Raw genomic sequence first — 14,836 nt, forward strand, 5'->3', positions numbered from 1 at the left:
CCCCGTTCGCCACGGTCCGGGACACGGTCGCGAGCCGCCTGCGCTAGGTGGTCCACCGGTGGCGCACGAGGGCGGTCTCGACGAACCTGCGCACCCGAGCGCGTGGAGAACGCGCCGAATGTCGCGAATGCCCCTAGCCTCGGGCCATGCTCATCATCGGCATCATCCTGTTCGGAATGCTGGTCGGTGCGGCTGCCCAGCTGATCCTCGGCAAGGGTTCGCGCGGCATCGACTGGACGATGGCGATCGTGGCGGGGCTCGTCGGGTCGTTCGTCGGCGGGCTGCTCGTGAGCCTGCTGGCCGGCGACGGTCTCGAGCTGCGACCGAGCGGCATCATCGGCTCGATCGTCGGCGCGATCCTCGTGACGCTCGTCTGGCGCGCGGCCGCGTCCCGCTCGAAGCGCTGACCCGCCGGGGGCGCGTGAGCGGTCCCGCTCAGCGGCAGGTGGTCGTCAGCGGTGGACGCTCGGGCCCGTGGCGGGTGGCTCGTCGGGGGTGGCCCAACCCGTCGCCTCGAGAGGCGAGCGCCCCGGCACCAGGCGCTGTGCCAACGACGGCAGGTGGATCGTCGGAGGAGTCGCGGGCGCAACGCCGAGCGCGACCGCGAGGGACTGCGCGCCGAACTGCATGGCGGCTCCGTCGGCGAGCTCGCGGGTGCTGGACATCGGGTGGCTCCTCGGCGATCAGGGACGCCGGGTGCTGAGGGGGCGCCGCACTGCTTGTCCTATCGACAGGAGCGCCGGAGGGTGTGAGGGATACCCGGATGCGACGTTCCTGGGCGCTGCGAGCGCCGGTGCCTCGTTGTCCACAAGCGTGAGACGACGGGTGATGGGGCATGTCCGATCTGGGTAGGTTCGGCGCCATGCGCCACCCGAAGCTCGTCGCGGCCGTCACGCTCGCCGGTGCCCTCGTTGTCATCGCCGGCTGCGACAGCAGCACGCCGACCGCGGACCCGACGACGGCAAGGCCATCGGCAACCGTCTCCGCGTCCCCCGAACGCCCGCCGACACCCGCCACCTCGCCGACGCCCGACATCGAGGAGTTCGACGCGACGACCCCGCCCGAGCGCCCCTCCGGCCTCGATGGACCACCCTCAGAGGAGACGGCGGCCCAGGTCGGGGTGTTCTACATCTCGCTGCTCCCGTACGTCTTCGCTACAGGAGATCGCGAGGACTGGGACGGGCTCGCAACTGCCAACTGCACGTGGTGCGCCAAGGTCAGCGCGTTCGTCCGAGACGAGCAGTCGGCTGGCAAGTACCGCGTCGGAGGGGAGATCGAGGTCGTCGACGTCCAGGGCTTCGACAACGGCGATGGCAAGTACCTCGCGGTCGTGCGGGTGAGCGAGCAGCCGTCGAAGGTCCTTGATGCGAGCGGGAAGGTGGTCGAGGAGTACGAGGCACCACAGGAAGCGAAGATGCAGGTCGGCTTGTTGTGGACCGGCGACAGCTGGGCTGTCGATGGTGTCGCGGTCGACACAGAGGGATCTTCGTGAGCCGACGCGCGAGCGTCGCCTTGGTCGCAGCAGGCTGCGTCGTGGCGGCGGTCATCACCGCGTCCCCTGTGCACGCGCGCGACGACACCCTTGGCGGTCGCGGGATCGAAGTTGGCGGTGGCGGAGACGACGAGTACCGGATCGACGCGTGGTCCGCTGAGTACGAGTACCGACTGAGCCAACGACTGAGGCCTGAGCAGCGCGAGTTCGACTACGTGCGGACCCCGGAGTGCAAGTGGCCGGGCGGTTCCGATGCTCCGTGCCCGCAGATCTACCCGGGCCTGCCGCCGCTCTCGCTCGCGTGCGAGGACGGAGTGCCGATCGCTCCGTTGTGGAGAACCAGAGTCGACAACCCCGGTGCCGGGTGGCACCTGCGCGCCGACTGGGCATGTCCCGAAGACCTCCTGCCGCCGTTCACCGCTGAGGACTTACGTGCGCTCAAGATCGCGCCGCTCAAGGTCAACCACCAGCCCGCTGACGGCCCGATGCTGATCTCGAAGCCCGTCATCGTCTTCGCGGAGCCTGACGACCGCGAGTTCCACGTCGTGCTGTTCGGCATGTGGGGGGTCGACGTCGTCGTCTCGCCCCAGCAGTACACCTGGGAGTTCGGCGACGGCCAGACGTTGACGACCACCGAGCCCGGCCGGCCGTACCCAGCGTTCGACCTCACCCACGAGTACGACGAGGTAGGCACCGCGCAGATCGCGCTCACCACGACCTGGAGCGCGAAGTACCGAGTCGACACCGATCCGCGTCAGCGGTGGCGGGACGCCAACGGCATCGCGGTCACTGTGGACAGGGGCGTCGAGTTCGAGGTGATCGAGCTTCGGTCAAAGCTGGTCGACTGATCGGGCAGGCCGTGCGGGCGGCTTCTCGGCGAGCGGCGAACGAGAGGTCAGCGGGTGCGGTGAGTCTCGAAGTGCTCGTCCGCCGCGTATCCCGACGGTCCGCCGTCCCAGGGTGGGATCTCGGCTCGCCTCTTTCCCCGGGATGGGCGGCCGTCCACCGTCGCGGGGGTACTACCGACACCGAGCGGGGTGTGCGGGGCGCGCGCCGTCTGTGATGAGCAGTCCGCGCTCCTCCGCCTTGAAGTGAGGAGCCCGACGCCCTCGGTGGGCCGCGCGTCGGGAGAACTTGTCTCGTCCTTAGCCATCGGCGAGGCGCAACGGGCGTACGCCAGCCTCACCGAGCGCCACCGCCCACGGGCCAGGCCCGCGCTTGACCATCTCGCGCTGGAGCCGAGTCTCGTGGCGGAGGAACAGTTCAAGCTGCTCGTGCGGTCCCAGGTCCCGCTTCGCCCCGATCCACACCGACCTGATGCCGAACTCGCGGTACGCGTTGAGCTCGGCGGGACGGGTCCGGATCCGCTTGTCCCGCGTGATCACCACCAGGTCCCGTGCTGCGATCACGGGCATCCAGTCGAGGTCGAGAGTCCCGAGCGGGACCTCAGGAAGCGACGGGTGCCCTGGATAGACGACGTCATCGCGCCCGCTGCGACGCAGGAGCTTGCCGAGCCCGAGCGTGTTCTCGTCGGCGAAGTACACCTCAGCGTCCGTCAGGCCGCCTGGTCGCCGACGATCATCTCGAACCGCAGCGCCGCATCCACCTGGTCGTTGGTGAGGTCGAACAGGTCGGCGATGTCCTCGCGGCTCGTGCCAGCGCGGTAGGCCTCCGCGATCGTGTCGGTGCGGACGTTCCGTACCGCGGGTTGCCCGAACGCTCGCCGCGCGTCCATGAACACGTCCGGTGTGCGCGCCTCAGGGCGGAGCCGGCTGACGACGCCGTCCTCGTAGTCGACGGCCGCGCGGAATCGTTCGGTGGTCTCGGTGAGCACGAACTGGTTGTTCCGCACGACGACGAGTCGAAGCCGGCTGTCGAGGCCGACCTCCTCCTCGACGTAGCGCACCAGCTCGCGGCCCTCGACATCGAGGAGCGTGTGCGAGTGGGCGAGCGGGTAGGGGCCGAACTCGGCCCGGAGCCGCACGATCGCCGGCCGCATCCGCTGCACAGGTACGTCGCGGCTGCGGAACTCGGCGAGCAGTCGGGCCTCGACCATCTCACCCCAGGTGACGCTGTCCGCACCGGTGGGCTCGGCCCGCAGGACGGGCTCGTAGAAGTGCCCGCCACGGGTGTAGCCCTCGAGCCAACGGCGGGCGGTGCCCGTGTGGACGCCGACGAGTCGATCGACGTCCGCGTAGGAGTAGATCGCCCTGTCCAGCAGCGAGGTGGCCATGCGCGCATCCTTCCACGGCCTGCTGGCGCGCGGTGGTTCCCTCCGTAGCGGCGCGCTGCGCCTGCGTCACAGGGGCGGTGTGAGCTGCTGGCCTTGCGAGGCGATCGTCGAGCCGAGCGACGCCGGTGGGCCGTCGTCGCCCCACATGTAGTTGGACAGCGCGATCAGGAGGAGTGCGGGCCAGATCGCGAGGGCTGCCCGAGAGCGGGAACCGAGGAACGCGAACCGACGTCCGCTGATCGTCGTCCACAGTGCGCCCACGAGGAGCGCCATGCTCGTCAGTGCAACGACGCCCGCTGGACCGGCAGTCGAGCCGAGCGCGGCGGCGGCCGCTAGCAGTACGTAGCCAGCGAGACCTGCAGGGCGTCGTGGTGTCGCCCGCGTGCTCGGGCGACGCTCGCTGGTCGGAGCAGGAGCGTCCGCTCGCCTTGCGCGCGGCTGGTTGGAGCTGAGGTCCTGTGCCAAGAACCGGGCGATGTCAGCGACCTCGAGCACCGTCAGTCGCGGTGGCATCGCGAGCAGGTGCTCGGGTAGCTGCCAGCGACCACACACGAAGACACCGTTGACCACGGTGACGGGCTGGTCCTCCTGGCCCGCGAGACACATCACGCCGCGCACCGCAGACCGGTGCTGTGGCATGAGGAGCGCGGCCACTGCAGCCGTCGCTTGATTGACGCCCTCGAGTGCCGACGCTCGGCCATACCCATTCTGTCGAACTGCCTCATGAGTCACGCGCACGTCTCCGGACCAGTTCTTCGCGTCGACGACGAACACGCCGCCAGGACCGATGGCGATGTGATCGATGTTCGCCTGCCGACGGCCCGGCCAACGCACGTCGTGGAGCATCGTCCAGCCGTAGCGTTCGAGGCGCCCGAGCGACTCTGCGACGCGTCGCTCGCCCTCGGCGCCCGCGGCCCACGCCCGCTGGTCGCGGCGGAGTCGTTCGAGCGCGGCCTCGTCCACCGCGCCACCGCGCTCTCGCTCCGCGCGGAGCTGCGCAGCGCGCCGTGCGCGCCGTGAGGCCTGCTCCTCGGCGCCTCGACCTGCGACGTCCATGGTCGATGTATCGGCGGTTGCCCGTCCTGTCTGGAGCCGCGTCGGTCGCTCACGGCGTCTGCGCGCGCCCGCCTTGCTCGCTGGTGATGCGGGTGAAGAGGCGCTCGTAGTCGTCGACCATGCGGTCGGCGGAGAAGCGCGCGACGGCATCGGCTCGGATCGCAACGCGGTCGAGCAGACCCGCCCCCGCCACCGCCGCCACGGCCCCCGGCACGTCGTCGACCAGGATCCCGGACACCCCCGGCCGGATCAGCTCCGGCATCGACCCCAGCGGGTACGCGATCACCGGCGTCCCGGCCATCATCGACTCCACCACCGAGAGCCCGAACGGCTCGGGGAAGTCGATCAGGTGCAGCAGCGCGACGGCCCCACCGAGCAGCCGGTCACGTTCAGCAGGCCCGACAGGCCCCACGTACCGCACGCGAGAACCGTCGACGTGCGGCAGGACGAACCGCGCGTGGTACTCGGCGTCGTGCACCACCCCCGCGATCACCAGCGGCAGCCCCGCACGCAAGGCGACGGCGATCGCCGTCGCGGTGCCCTTGTCCGGGTGGATCCGCCCGAGGAACAGCAGGTACCCGCCGTCCCCGGCGCCGAGGGTGAACGAGGACGAGGCGATGCCGTGATGGATCGTCGCGGCGTAGGTCAACGACGGGTGCCGGTCGGCGTCGCTGATCGCGACGTAGTGCGCGACGTCGTCGTACGCGCGGTAGACGGGCACGATCTTCTCGGACGAGAACCCGTGGATCGTCGTCACCACGGGCGTGGCGGTGAGCCGGCTGAAGACCAGCGGCAGGAAGTCGAACTGGTTGCTGATGACGTCGAACTCGTCGGCGCGCTCGAAGACGGCGGCGATGTGCAGGGCCTCGCAGACCTTCGCGTCGACCGACGGGTCCTCCTCGTACCCGGCGGGTGCCTCGGCGTGCAGGCGTCCGGCGGTCACGGAGTCGGCGGTGGCGAAGAGGGTGACGTCGTGCCCGCGGGCGACGAGGCCCTCGGCGAGCGTGGAGGCGACCTGCTCCCACGGCCCGTAGCCGCGCGGCGGGACGCGGTGGGCGATCGAGGCGAGCACGGCGACTCTGACGGTGGACCTCCCGGGGTCGGGCCGAGCGTACGCCGCGCTGTTAGGCTCGGGGTGTTCTCGTCGGGTGTCAGCTCTCCGGCAAGGACGACCCGGCGCCGGCACCCAGGCGCCCCTGGGGACGCGGCCTTCTCCTTCTCCCACCGTGGACGGCAGCACTCACGCTGCGCGCAGGTACAGGGAAGTAGCCCCCTCATGATCGTCCGTCTCGGAGTTCTGTCGACCTATCCGACCACCCAGTGCGGCATCGCGACGTTCAGCGCGGCGCTCGTGCGGCACCTGCTCGCGGCGGGTGCGGACGTGGGGGTCGTGCGGTTGGTCGACGAGCCGCAGGGTGCGGCGCCGCTCGTCGTGCACGAGTGGGTCGCGGGGGACGACGGGGGTGCGCGGCGGGCCGCGGCGGCGCTCGACGAGTTCGACGTGGCGCTGGTCCAGCACGAGTACGGGATCTACGGCGGGCCGGACGGGCAGGACGTGCTGGATCTGGTCGCGCGGGTGCGAGTGCCGGTCGTGACGGTGCTGCACACGGTGCTGACCCGCCCGACGCCGAACCAGCACCGCGTGCTGGCCGAGCTCGTCGAGCGGTCCGCCGCGCTGGTCACGATGACCGCGACCGCGCGGGACCGCCTGGTCGCGGGCTGGGGTGTGGACCCGGCGCGCGTCACCGTCGTCCCGCACGGTGCGGAGGACAACCGCGCCACGGCAGGGACGGGGCGCACGACGAGCACGCGGCCGCGGACCGTGCTCACGTGGGGGCTGCTCTCGCAGGGCAAGGGGATCGAGTGGGCGCTGCTGGCGCTCGCGGAGCTGCGCGGCCGCGCGCCGCTGCCCACGTACCGCGTCGTCGGGCAGACGCACCCGCGCGTGCTCGAACGTGACGGTGAGGCGTACCGCGACCGGCTGACGGCCCTGACCGAGGACCTGGGACTGACCGGGTCGGTGCAGTTCGACGGTCGGTACCTGCCCGCTGCGGACCTGCGCGCGGTGGTCCGCAGCGCGGACGTCGTCCTGCTCCCGTACGACTCCAACGAGCAGGTCACGTCCGGCGTGCTCACCGAGGCCGTCGCCGCGGGCAAGCCCGTGATCTCCACGCGGTTCCCGCACGCCGTCGAGCTGCTCTCGAGCGGGGCGGGGATCCTGGTGCCGCAGCGCGACCCGTCCGCGATGGCCGCCGCGCTCGAGCGGGTGCTGACCGTCGACGGCGTCGCCGACGCGATGGCCGCCGAGGCGCGACGCCTCACCGCCGCGCTGCTGTGGCCCGCGGTCGCCGCGCAGTACCTCGACGTCGCCGCCGGCGTGCGGCACGTCGCGCTCCCGGCAGCCGTCTGATGGCGCCCACGACCGTCCTCGCGACGGTGCCCGACCGGCGGGTGCGGTTCGACCACCTCGCCCGCCTCACCACGCCGACCGGGCTGTACGAGCACGCCCTCGGCACGCAGCCGCGCGTCGAGCACGGCATGTGCGTCGACGATGTCGCGCGCGCGCTCGTCGTGACGTCCCGCGCCCTGCGGCAGGACGGGACGCGCGAGGACGACGAGACGCTCGCGCTGACCCGCGTCTACCTACGGTTCGTGCGCTCGGCTGTGCGCAAGGGCGGCCTGATGCACAACCGCCGCAGCCCGGACGGCGCGTGGCTCGACACACCGTCGTCGGGTGACCACTGGGGGCGCGCGCTGTGGGCGATGGGCACCGCGGCGGCCCGTGTGCCGGACGCGGAGCTCGCCGACGACGCGCGTCGTGGGGCGTCGGCCGCGACGTGCGCCCGCTCGTCGTACCCGCGGGCCACCGCGTACGCGGCGCTCGGCGCGGTCGAGCTCCTGCGCGCCACGCCGGACCACGCGGGTGCGCTGCGACTGCTGCAGAACGCCCGTCGCCGGTTCGCGCGTCCCGTGCGGGACGCGCGCTGGCCGTGGCCCGAGAGCCGCCTCACGTACGCGAACCCCGTGCTGCCGGAAGCGATGATCGCGGTCGGGGACGCGCTCGCGGACGACGGCCTGCTCGCGGACGGGATCCGGCTGCTCGACTGGCTGGTGGCCGAGCAGACGGTCGACGACCACCTCTCGGTGGTCCCCGCGGGCGGGCGCGGGCGCGACGACGCGCGGCCCGGGTTCGACCAGCAGCCCATCGAAGCCGCCGCGCTCGCCGAGGCCGCCGCGACGGCCCTGCGGGTCACCGGCGACCCCGGCTGGTCCGTGGTCCTCGAGCGCTGCGCCGCCTGGTTCGAGGGCGCCAACGACACGGGTGTGCCCGTGCGGGACGCCGCGACCGGCGGCGGCTTCGACGGGCTCGAGCGCGACGGCGTGAACCGGAACCAGGGCGCCGAGTCGACCCTCGCGTGGCTCGCGTGCGCGCAGCTCGTCGGGACGGGTCCCGCGGTCGCGCCGTGACGGCCACCGGCAACCCGCCCTGGGTGCGCCGCACCGCGCTCGTGCTGCGCCCGGACCCCGACCGTGTCGTGACGCGGCTGTTCCTGCCCGGCCAGGAGATGGTGACGGCCGGCGAGTCGCGCTCGGCCGCCGTCCTCGCGCGGGTCCTGGCGCTCGACGACGACGAGGTCGAGCGTGAGCTGCGGGAGCTGACGGCCGACTTCGGGCACCGCCACCACGACCTCGCCGGGACGTGGGACGCGCACTTCGCGCTCGTGCGGCACCGGCTCGCGCACGCCGACGAGCTGCCCGCGCACCGGCGCCGGCTCGTGGGCGCGTACTTCACGCAGGAGTACGCGGTCGAGTCGACCGCGCTGTTCAACCCGTCGATGGTCCCGCACCCGGACCAGAGCGGCCTGCCCGCTGGCGCGACGCGCTTCGTGCTGACACTGCGCGCGCTCGGCGAGGGGCACGTGTCGAGCCTCGAGCTGCGCACCGGCGTGATCGACGCCGCGGGCGTCATCGCGCTCGACGCGACACCGGCGCACACCCGGCAGCCGGTGGTCGCCGAGCCCCGCTACGCGCGCGCCCTGTTCGCCCAGGAGATCGACGAGGACGTCGACGACGACCACGCGAACGCGGACTTCGTGCTCGCCGCGCTCGGCCGCGAGTTCGGCCGCGCGGACCTCGACCGCGCATACGGCGAGCTGCGCGCGCAGCGGCTCACGCGCGGGTCGGCGTCGCGCACGGTCGAGCGGTTCGAGCGGATCGCCCGACGCAGCTACGACGTCACGTTCCCGCCTGACTCGGCCCTGCCCGAGCGCGTCCTGATGCCACAGACCGCGACCGAGAGCCATGGCATCGAGGACGTCCGCCTGGTGCGCTTCACGGCGCCCGACGGCACCGTCACCTACCTCGGCACCTACACCGCGTTCGACGGTCACGAGATCGCGATGCAGCTCCTGGCGACGACCGACTTCGCGCACCTGTCGAGCCGGCCGGTCGGCGGACCGGGTGCACGCAACAAGGGCCTGGCCCTGTTCCCGCGGCAGGTGGGCGGCCGGTACGTCGCCCTGTCGCGCGCCGACCGGGAGAGCAACGCGGTCACGACGTCCGACGACCTGCTCCGGTGGGGACCACCCGTCGTCGTGCAGCGCCCCGAGCGCGGCTGGGAGCTGGTGCAGCTCGGCAACTGCGGGCCTCCGGTCGAGACGGAGCGCGGCTGGCTCGTGCTCACGCACGGGGTCGGGCCGATGCGCACCTACGGCATCGGCGCACTCCTGCTCGACCTCGACGACCCGACGCGCGTCGTCGGACGGCTCGAGCACCCGCTCCTGACGGGCACGGACGACGAGCGCTCCGGCTACGTCCCGAACGTCGTCTACTCGTGCGGCGCGATGCTGCACGGCCGCACCCTCGTCGTGCCGTACGGCAGCAGCGACACCGCCACACGGTTCGCGCTCGTCGACCTCGACCCGCTGCTCGACGCGCTGCGTCCCGCCGCGGCTGCCACCACCCTGCAGGACCCCGCAGCACCGATCGAGGGAGCACCATGACCGTCAGCACCGGACCGCACGCCCGGTTCACCGTCGGGACCGTGCAGGTCAAGCCGTGGGGGCACGAGCACATCTACGCCGAGGGGGAGCACGGCTACGTCGGCAAGCTGCTCGTGGTGCGGGCCGGTGAGCAGCTCAGCCTGCAGTACCACGTCGACAAGGACGAGACGATGGTCGTGGTGTCCGGCCAGGCGCTGATCGAGCACGGCGCGGCGGCCGATCTCCTGGTGCCGCAGCAGCTGAGCGCCGGCGACGTCGTGCACCTGCCCGCCGGCGTGCTGCACCGCCTCACCGCGGTGACCGACGTGCTGCTCGCGGAGTCCTCGACCGCGGGCCCGGGGTGGCGCGACGACGTCGTGCGGCTCGCGGACCGGTACGGACGGGCGGACACCTCCCACCCCTGAGGTGCAGGCTCCCCGAACCGGGCCAATTCGCTCGAACGGGCGTACGATGAAAGAAGTCCCGGGATGGCCAGCCCTCAGTCGAGGGCCCGTCTCCTGGCACGTCGAAGGAGGGCGTCATGCCCGTCCAGCGCAACACCCCCACCCCACGCCCCAACTCGTCCCCGCTCGACGTGCCGATGCGCCCGCTGCCGGACGGCTACCGGCCGTCGAAGGTGACGCAAGGGTCGCCCACAGACCGACCGCTGCGCTCGCGGACCGGCGCCGCATGGGTCGGCGTGTGCGTCGGCGTCCTCGTCCTGATCGCCCTGGTGGTGTTCATGATGCAGAACACGACGCCCGTCGAGGTCACGTTCCTCGGGATGTCCGGCTCGGCCCCGCTCTCGCTCGTCCTGCTCATCGCCGGGATCGGCGTCGGCCTGATCGCCCTCGTCATCGGGAGCCTGCGCATCGGCCAGCTGCGCCGCCGCATCCGCACGGACCGGCAAGCCGCGACGGCATCGACCGTCTGAGCCTTGATCGGCGCGCACCCGCGCCGTCCATCTCCAGCTGAACAGAGGTCGCCGCCATGACCACCACCGCCAGCCCCCCGACCGGTCCCGCCGCCGCGAGCGACCTGCATCTGCTCTCCGTCCTCGAGACGGGGCTCCCCCTGCAGCTCGGCACGCCCGACGAGCCTGCGGCCTACACGGTCCCGGCCGTGTTCTCCCGGCAGGTCAGTCAGTCCGAGCGGGCCCGCATCGAGGACCCCGCGACGGCCCGTGGCCTGTGCGCGCAGATCGGTGCCCCGACGGACGGGCCCGCGCTGCGGCTCGTCGTCGCCGACCGTCGTCTGCTCATCGAGAACACGACCCTCGCCCAGCTCCGCGACGGCCTCGCTGCGGCGCTTGCCGCGATGCTCCGCGACCTCGCGGGGGACCTGCGGACCCGTGCCTCCGAACGGGCCGTCGCGGCCGAGGCCCTCGCCGACGACGAGCGTCAGCGGGCCGCCGCGACGCACGCGGCCGTCGAGTCGATCCGGTTCGAGTAGGCCGCCGTGCGCCCGACGAGCCCCAGCGGCGCCGCGACACCCGCGCCGAGCGGGCTGTCACGTGCCGCGACGCAGTCGACGGCCGGCGCGGTCCCGGCCCGTGAGCGGCAGGTCAGCGACTTCACCGCGCTGAGCCGCGCCGTGCACGAGTCCGGACTGATGCGCCGACGCCACGCCTACTACTGGGTGCGCTTCCTGGCGCTGACCGCGCTGCTGGCGCTGACGTTCGCCGCGTTCGTCGTCATCGGGCCCTCGTGGTGGCAGCTCGTCGTCGCCGCGGTGCTCGCCGTGCTGCTCGGGCAGGTGATGTTCCTGGGCCACGACGCCGCTCACCGCCAGATCTTCGACTCCGGGCGGTGGAACGACTGGTCGAGCCTGGTCATCGCGAACCTGTACGCCGGGATGAGCTACGGCTGGTGGCAGCACAAGCACTCGCGCCATCACGCGAAGCCGAACCAGATCGGCGCGGACCCGGACATCGCGACGGACGTCATCATCTTCCACACCCAGGACCTGCGCGCCGTCCGCACCGGCCTCAAGGGCTGGCTCACGCAGCGGCAGGGCTGGTTGTTCTTCCCGCTGCTGCTGCTCGAGGGCCTGAACCTGCACGTGTCGGGGGTCAAGACCGTGTTCGGCCGCGGGACGGTCAAGCGCCGCCCGGTCGAGATCGCGTTCATGACGCTGCGGATCGGGGGCTACCTCGGGATCGTGTTCTGGCTGCTGCCCGTGGGGATGGCGTTCGCGTTCCTCGGCGTCCAGCTCGGGCTGTTCGGGGTGTACATGGGCGCGGTCTTCGCGCCCAACCACAAGGGCATGCCGCTGGTCCCGCGGGACGCGCGCCTCGACTTCCTGCGCCGCCAGGTGCTCATGAGCCGCAACGTCCGCGGCGGGCCGACGACCGACCTGTTCATGGGTGGGCTGAACTACCAGATCGAGCACCACCTGTTCCCGAGCATGCCCCGGCCGAACCTGCGGCGCCTGCAGCCGACCGTCCGCGCGTTCTGCGCCGAGCACGGCATCTCCTACGCCGAGACGAGCCTGCCGCGGTCGTGGGGGATCGTCGTGCGACACCTCAACGCCGTGGGGCTGGCCGCGCGTGACCCCTTCCAGTGCCCGCTCGTGGCGCAGTACCGCTGACGCGGCGCGTCAGGCGTCCCACCAGCGCAGCACGCGCAGGGCGCGCAGCGTCACCCAGCGGCTCGGGAACCCCTCGGCCTCGGCCTCCATGTCGAACAGAGTCGGGCCCTGGTGGCAGTTCTCGTAGGGGAACAGGCCGTGCGGGCCGGCCTTGGCGCGCAGCAGCTCGACGGCGTCGCTCAGCCGCGGGTCGCGCCGGCCGGCCAGCCGGAAGTGGTCGAGGCCGCGCAGGACGTCGAAGTACCAGCGCACCGGGTAGGACAGCATCGTCATGCGCGGGTCGACGAGCTCGCCGGTGCTCTTGCGCCGCAGCAGGCCGCGGTCGAGCAGGTACGTCTCCCCGGCAGCCTGTGCGGTGCGGGTGGCCTCCGTGGCGCCGCCCGCCGTCTCCAGCGCGCGCAGTCCTTCGAGCACGCAGATGGTCGAGTGGAACGACGAGACGGCGCTCGCGTCCTGCGCCCAGCAGTTCCACCCGCCGTCGGGCAGCTGTCCGCCGAGCAGGGTGTCGACGATGCGGGACACGGGTGCGCCGAAGTACGCCCCGGCGGTGAGCGCCATCCCGTTGATGCACGGTTCGACCTCCCCGTCGAAGTACGGCGACCCGTCGTACTCCCACCGCACGTGGTCCCGCACCAGGCCCACGGCGCGGCGCGCCTGCGCGCTCGCGGGGTCCAGCCCGAGGTCGACCAGGGACTGCAGGGCGAAGTGGGTGGCCGTCCACGCGTCGAAGAAGGGGCGCGACTCGTCGGCCCAGCCCGGCCGGTACGTGCCGCCGTCCCACCGGCCGTCGTCGGCCTGCTCCGCGAGCAGCTGCGCACCCCACCCCTCGGTGGCGACGCGCGCCCGCTCCGCCGCGACCTCGTCGTCCGGTGCGCCGACGAGGTCGCGCAGGACCTGCCAGCGGATCGCGGGGTCTCCGGAGAGGAGGTACTCGACGACTGCGTCCATGCCGGACGACGCTAGACCCGCGGTCCGACAACGTGAAGAGGCCGCTGCCGACGCGCGAGGTCGCCGCTGCGCGACGGACCGAGCCAGCGGTTGCTCCGGCTCAGACGGGTGTTGGCCTGAGTAGGCGCTGGGTCGCCGCTGCGCTATGGGCCGAGCCAGCGGTTGCTCCGGCTCAGACGTGTGGTGGCCTGAGTAAGTGCTGGGTCGCGGCGGGCGGGGTGGGGTGGGGGCTAGGGTCGGCGGGATGAGGGGGCGACCGAAGGCGCTGGTGCTGGGCGGCACGACGTTCGTGGGCATCCACCTGGTCACGAGCCTGCTGCGGGATGGCTGGGACGTCACGATGTTCAACCGCGGCCGGTCCAACCCCGGCCTGTTCGCCGACGTGACGCACCTGCGCGGCGACCGCAACGGCGACGTGTCAGCGCTCGCGGACGGGCGGTGGGACGTCGTGCACGACCTGTCCTCGTTCCACCCCGACCAGGTCCGCCGCAGCGCCGCGCACCTCGTCGGCCGGTGCGACCACTACGTGCTGGTCTCGACGATCTCGACGTACGCGAACCTCGCGCAGCCCGGCACCACGGAGGACGCGCCGCTGGCCGCGTTCGACGGACCGGTTCCCGACGAGGTCGACGGCGACACCTATGGCGGCCTCAAGGCCCTGTGCGAGAGCGCCGTGGCCGAGCTGTTCGACAGCCGCACGATCGTGCGCCCGACGATCATCGCCGGCCCGCACGACCCGACCGACCGCTTCACCTACTGGGTGCAGCGCCCCAGCACCCCGGGCCTGCACGTCGCGCCGCCGCTCGACTCGCCTCTCCAGTACGTCGACGCGCGTGACCTCGCGGACTGGCTCGTGCGGCTCGGTGCCGGCCGCGTCCCGGGGACGTTCAACGCCGCGACCGTCCCGCTGCCGTTCGGCGACCTCCTGCAGGCCGTCGCCGACGAGACCGGCATCCCGTCGCAGCCCGTCGTCCTGACCGACGAGCAGCGCGAGGCCGAGCAGGTGCGGCCGTGGGTCGACCTGCCGCTGTGGCTCCCGCCGTCCGACGAGAAGATGCGCGGCATGTTCCAGGTCGACACGTCCCGCGCGGTCGCGGCCGGGCTGACCACGCGACCGCTCGGCGAGACGGTGCGCGACACGCTCGCGTGGGCGCGCGAGCGAGGGGGCGACCTGAAGGTCGGCCTCTCGGCCGAGCGCGACGCCGAGCTCGCCGCCCGGTACGCACCCGGTCGGTAGGCACCCAGGCGGTCGGCACCCGCACGGCGGGCCCCCCGGGCGGTCGGCAGCAGGCGCACCACGGACGAGCGCCGGCCGCTCGCCGTGAGGAGCGAGGGGCCGGCGCTCGAGTCGTTCGCCGCGTGAGGCGCGGTCAGTACGTGAAGCGGGCCGCCGTGGTGCGCAGCTCGGTGGACATGTGCGCGAGCTCGTCGATCGCACGGCCCATCTGGGTCACGACGTCGGAGTTCTGCGCGGTGGCCGTCGCGACGCCCGTGATGTTCGTGGCGATCTCGCCCGAGCCCGTCGCGGCCTCGCCG

The 14,836-nt window shown here is 72.6% G+C and carries 17 protein-coding genes; 11 read left to right on the forward strand and 6 right to left on the reverse strand.

Features of this window, described 5'->3' with window-relative positions:
• Positions 1-146: 146 nt before the first annotated feature.
• The gene (locus CGE01nite_RS14015; RefSeq protein ID WP_048343709.1) at positions 147-407 is read left to right on the forward strand and encodes a GlsB/YeaQ/YmgE family stress response membrane protein; all 261 of its coding nucleotides are present in this window, start codon (positions 147-149) and stop codon (positions 405-407) included.
• 45 nt (positions 408-452) lie between these two features.
• On the opposite strand, the gene CGE01nite_RS14020 is transcribed toward CGE01nite_RS14015, so the two are convergent.
• A complete protein-coding gene (locus CGE01nite_RS14020) occupies positions 453-665 on the reverse strand; it encodes a hypothetical protein (protein WP_141371443.1) in 213 nt (70 codons plus the stop codon).
• A gap of 170 nt (positions 666-835) precedes the next feature.
• Between CGE01nite_RS14020 and CGE01nite_RS14025 the strand changes: the two genes are divergently transcribed.
• Positions 836-1,492: a DUF6318 family protein gene (locus CGE01nite_RS14025; RefSeq protein WP_141371444.1), complete on the forward strand. Its 657-nt coding sequence runs from the start codon at positions 836-838 to the stop codon at positions 1,490-1,492.
• Positions 1,489-2,340 (forward strand): PKD domain-containing protein, encoded by an 852-nt coding sequence (locus CGE01nite_RS14030; RefSeq protein WP_170210984.1) that lies wholly within the window; start codon positions 1,489-1,491, stop codon positions 2,338-2,340. The genes CGE01nite_RS14025 and CGE01nite_RS14030 overlap by 4 nt, the downstream gene beginning before the upstream one ends.
• A 297-nt stretch (positions 2,341-2,637) precedes the next feature.
• Here the strand turns inward: CGE01nite_RS14030 and CGE01nite_RS14035 are convergent, their stop codons facing one another.
• From CGE01nite_RS14035 to CGE01nite_RS14050, 4 genes are all read right to left on the reverse strand, one after another.
• Positions 2,638-3,036, reverse strand: a complete 399-nt coding sequence (locus CGE01nite_RS14035) for a PIN-like domain-containing protein (RefSeq protein WP_141371446.1) — start codon at positions 3,034-3,036, stop codon at positions 2,638-2,640.
• Between the two features lie 11 nt (positions 3,037-3,047).
• A complete protein-coding gene (locus CGE01nite_RS14040) occupies positions 3,048-3,725 on the reverse strand; it encodes a DUF433 domain-containing protein (protein WP_141371447.1) in 678 nt (225 codons plus the stop codon).
• Between the two features lie 66 nt (positions 3,726-3,791).
• Positions 3,792-4,688 carry a nuclease-related domain-containing protein gene (locus tag CGE01nite_RS14045; RefSeq protein WP_218022631.1) on the reverse strand — a complete coding sequence of 299 codons (897 nt, stop codon included), beginning with the start codon at positions 4,686-4,688 and terminating at the stop codon, positions 3,792-3,794.
• Between the two features lie 142 nt (positions 4,689-4,830).
• Entirely contained in the window at positions 4,831-5,853 is a 1,023-nt protein-coding gene (locus CGE01nite_RS14050) for a glycosyltransferase family 4 protein (protein WP_141371449.1), read from the reverse strand.
• 204 nt (positions 5,854-6,057) lie between these two features.
• Here CGE01nite_RS14050 and CGE01nite_RS14055 point away from each other — a divergent pair, with 204 nt between their 5' ends.
• The 7 genes from CGE01nite_RS14055 (at position 6,058) to CGE01nite_RS14085 (ending at position 12,352) form a co-directional block, all read left to right on the forward strand.
• Entirely contained in the window at positions 6,058-7,191 is a 1,134-nt protein-coding gene (locus CGE01nite_RS14055) for a glycosyltransferase (RefSeq protein WP_141371450.1), read from the forward strand.
• Positions 7,191-8,249 carry an AGE family epimerase/isomerase gene (locus CGE01nite_RS14060; RefSeq protein WP_141371451.1) on the forward strand — a complete coding sequence of 353 codons (1,059 nt, stop codon included), beginning with the start codon at positions 7,191-7,193 and terminating at the stop codon, positions 8,247-8,249. Before CGE01nite_RS14055 ends, CGE01nite_RS14060 begins: the two co-directional genes overlap by 1 nt.
• Positions 8,246-9,784: a glycoside hydrolase family 130 protein gene (locus tag CGE01nite_RS14065; RefSeq protein WP_218022633.1), complete on the forward strand. Its 1,539-nt coding sequence runs from the start codon at positions 8,246-8,248 to the stop codon at positions 9,782-9,784. Before CGE01nite_RS14060 ends, CGE01nite_RS14065 begins: the two co-directional genes overlap by 4 nt.
• A complete protein-coding gene (locus CGE01nite_RS14070) occupies positions 9,781-10,188 on the forward strand; it encodes a cupin domain-containing protein (protein ID WP_141371452.1) in 408 nt (135 codons plus the stop codon). The genes CGE01nite_RS14065 and CGE01nite_RS14070 overlap by 4 nt, the downstream gene beginning before the upstream one ends.
• A 116-nt stretch (positions 10,189-10,304) precedes the next feature.
• A complete protein-coding gene (locus CGE01nite_RS14075; protein WP_141371453.1) occupies positions 10,305-10,697 on the forward strand; it encodes a LapA family protein in 393 nt (130 codons plus the stop codon).
• A gap of 56 nt (positions 10,698-10,753) precedes the next feature.
• Positions 10,754-11,215: a hypothetical protein gene (locus tag CGE01nite_RS14080; RefSeq protein WP_141371454.1), complete on the forward strand. Its 462-nt coding sequence runs from the start codon at positions 10,754-10,756 to the stop codon at positions 11,213-11,215.
• Positions 11,216-11,221: 6 nt separating this feature from the next.
• A complete protein-coding gene (locus tag CGE01nite_RS14085; RefSeq protein WP_371857592.1) occupies positions 11,222-12,352 on the forward strand; it encodes a fatty acid desaturase family protein in 1,131 nt (376 codons plus the stop codon).
• 9 nt (positions 12,353-12,361) lie between these two features.
• On the opposite strand, the gene CGE01nite_RS14090 is transcribed toward CGE01nite_RS14085, so the two are convergent.
• On the reverse strand, positions 12,362-13,300 hold the full coding sequence (locus tag CGE01nite_RS14090; RefSeq protein WP_141371455.1) for a hypothetical protein: 939 nt from the start codon (positions 13,298-13,300) through the stop codon (positions 12,362-12,364).
• Positions 13,301-13,544: 244 nt separating this feature from the next.
• On the opposite strand from CGE01nite_RS14090, the gene CGE01nite_RS14095 reads away from it, so the two are divergent.
• On the forward strand, positions 13,545-14,537 hold the full coding sequence (locus CGE01nite_RS14095) for an NAD-dependent epimerase/dehydratase family protein (RefSeq protein WP_141371456.1): 993 nt from the start codon (positions 13,545-13,547) through the stop codon (positions 14,535-14,537).
• Positions 14,538-14,836: the final 299 nt, after the last annotated feature.

The organism is Cellulomonas gelida, from assembly GCF_006538725.1.
Classification (GTDB): domain Bacteria; phylum Actinomycetota; class Actinomycetes; order Actinomycetales; family Cellulomonadaceae; genus Cellulomonas; species Cellulomonas gelida.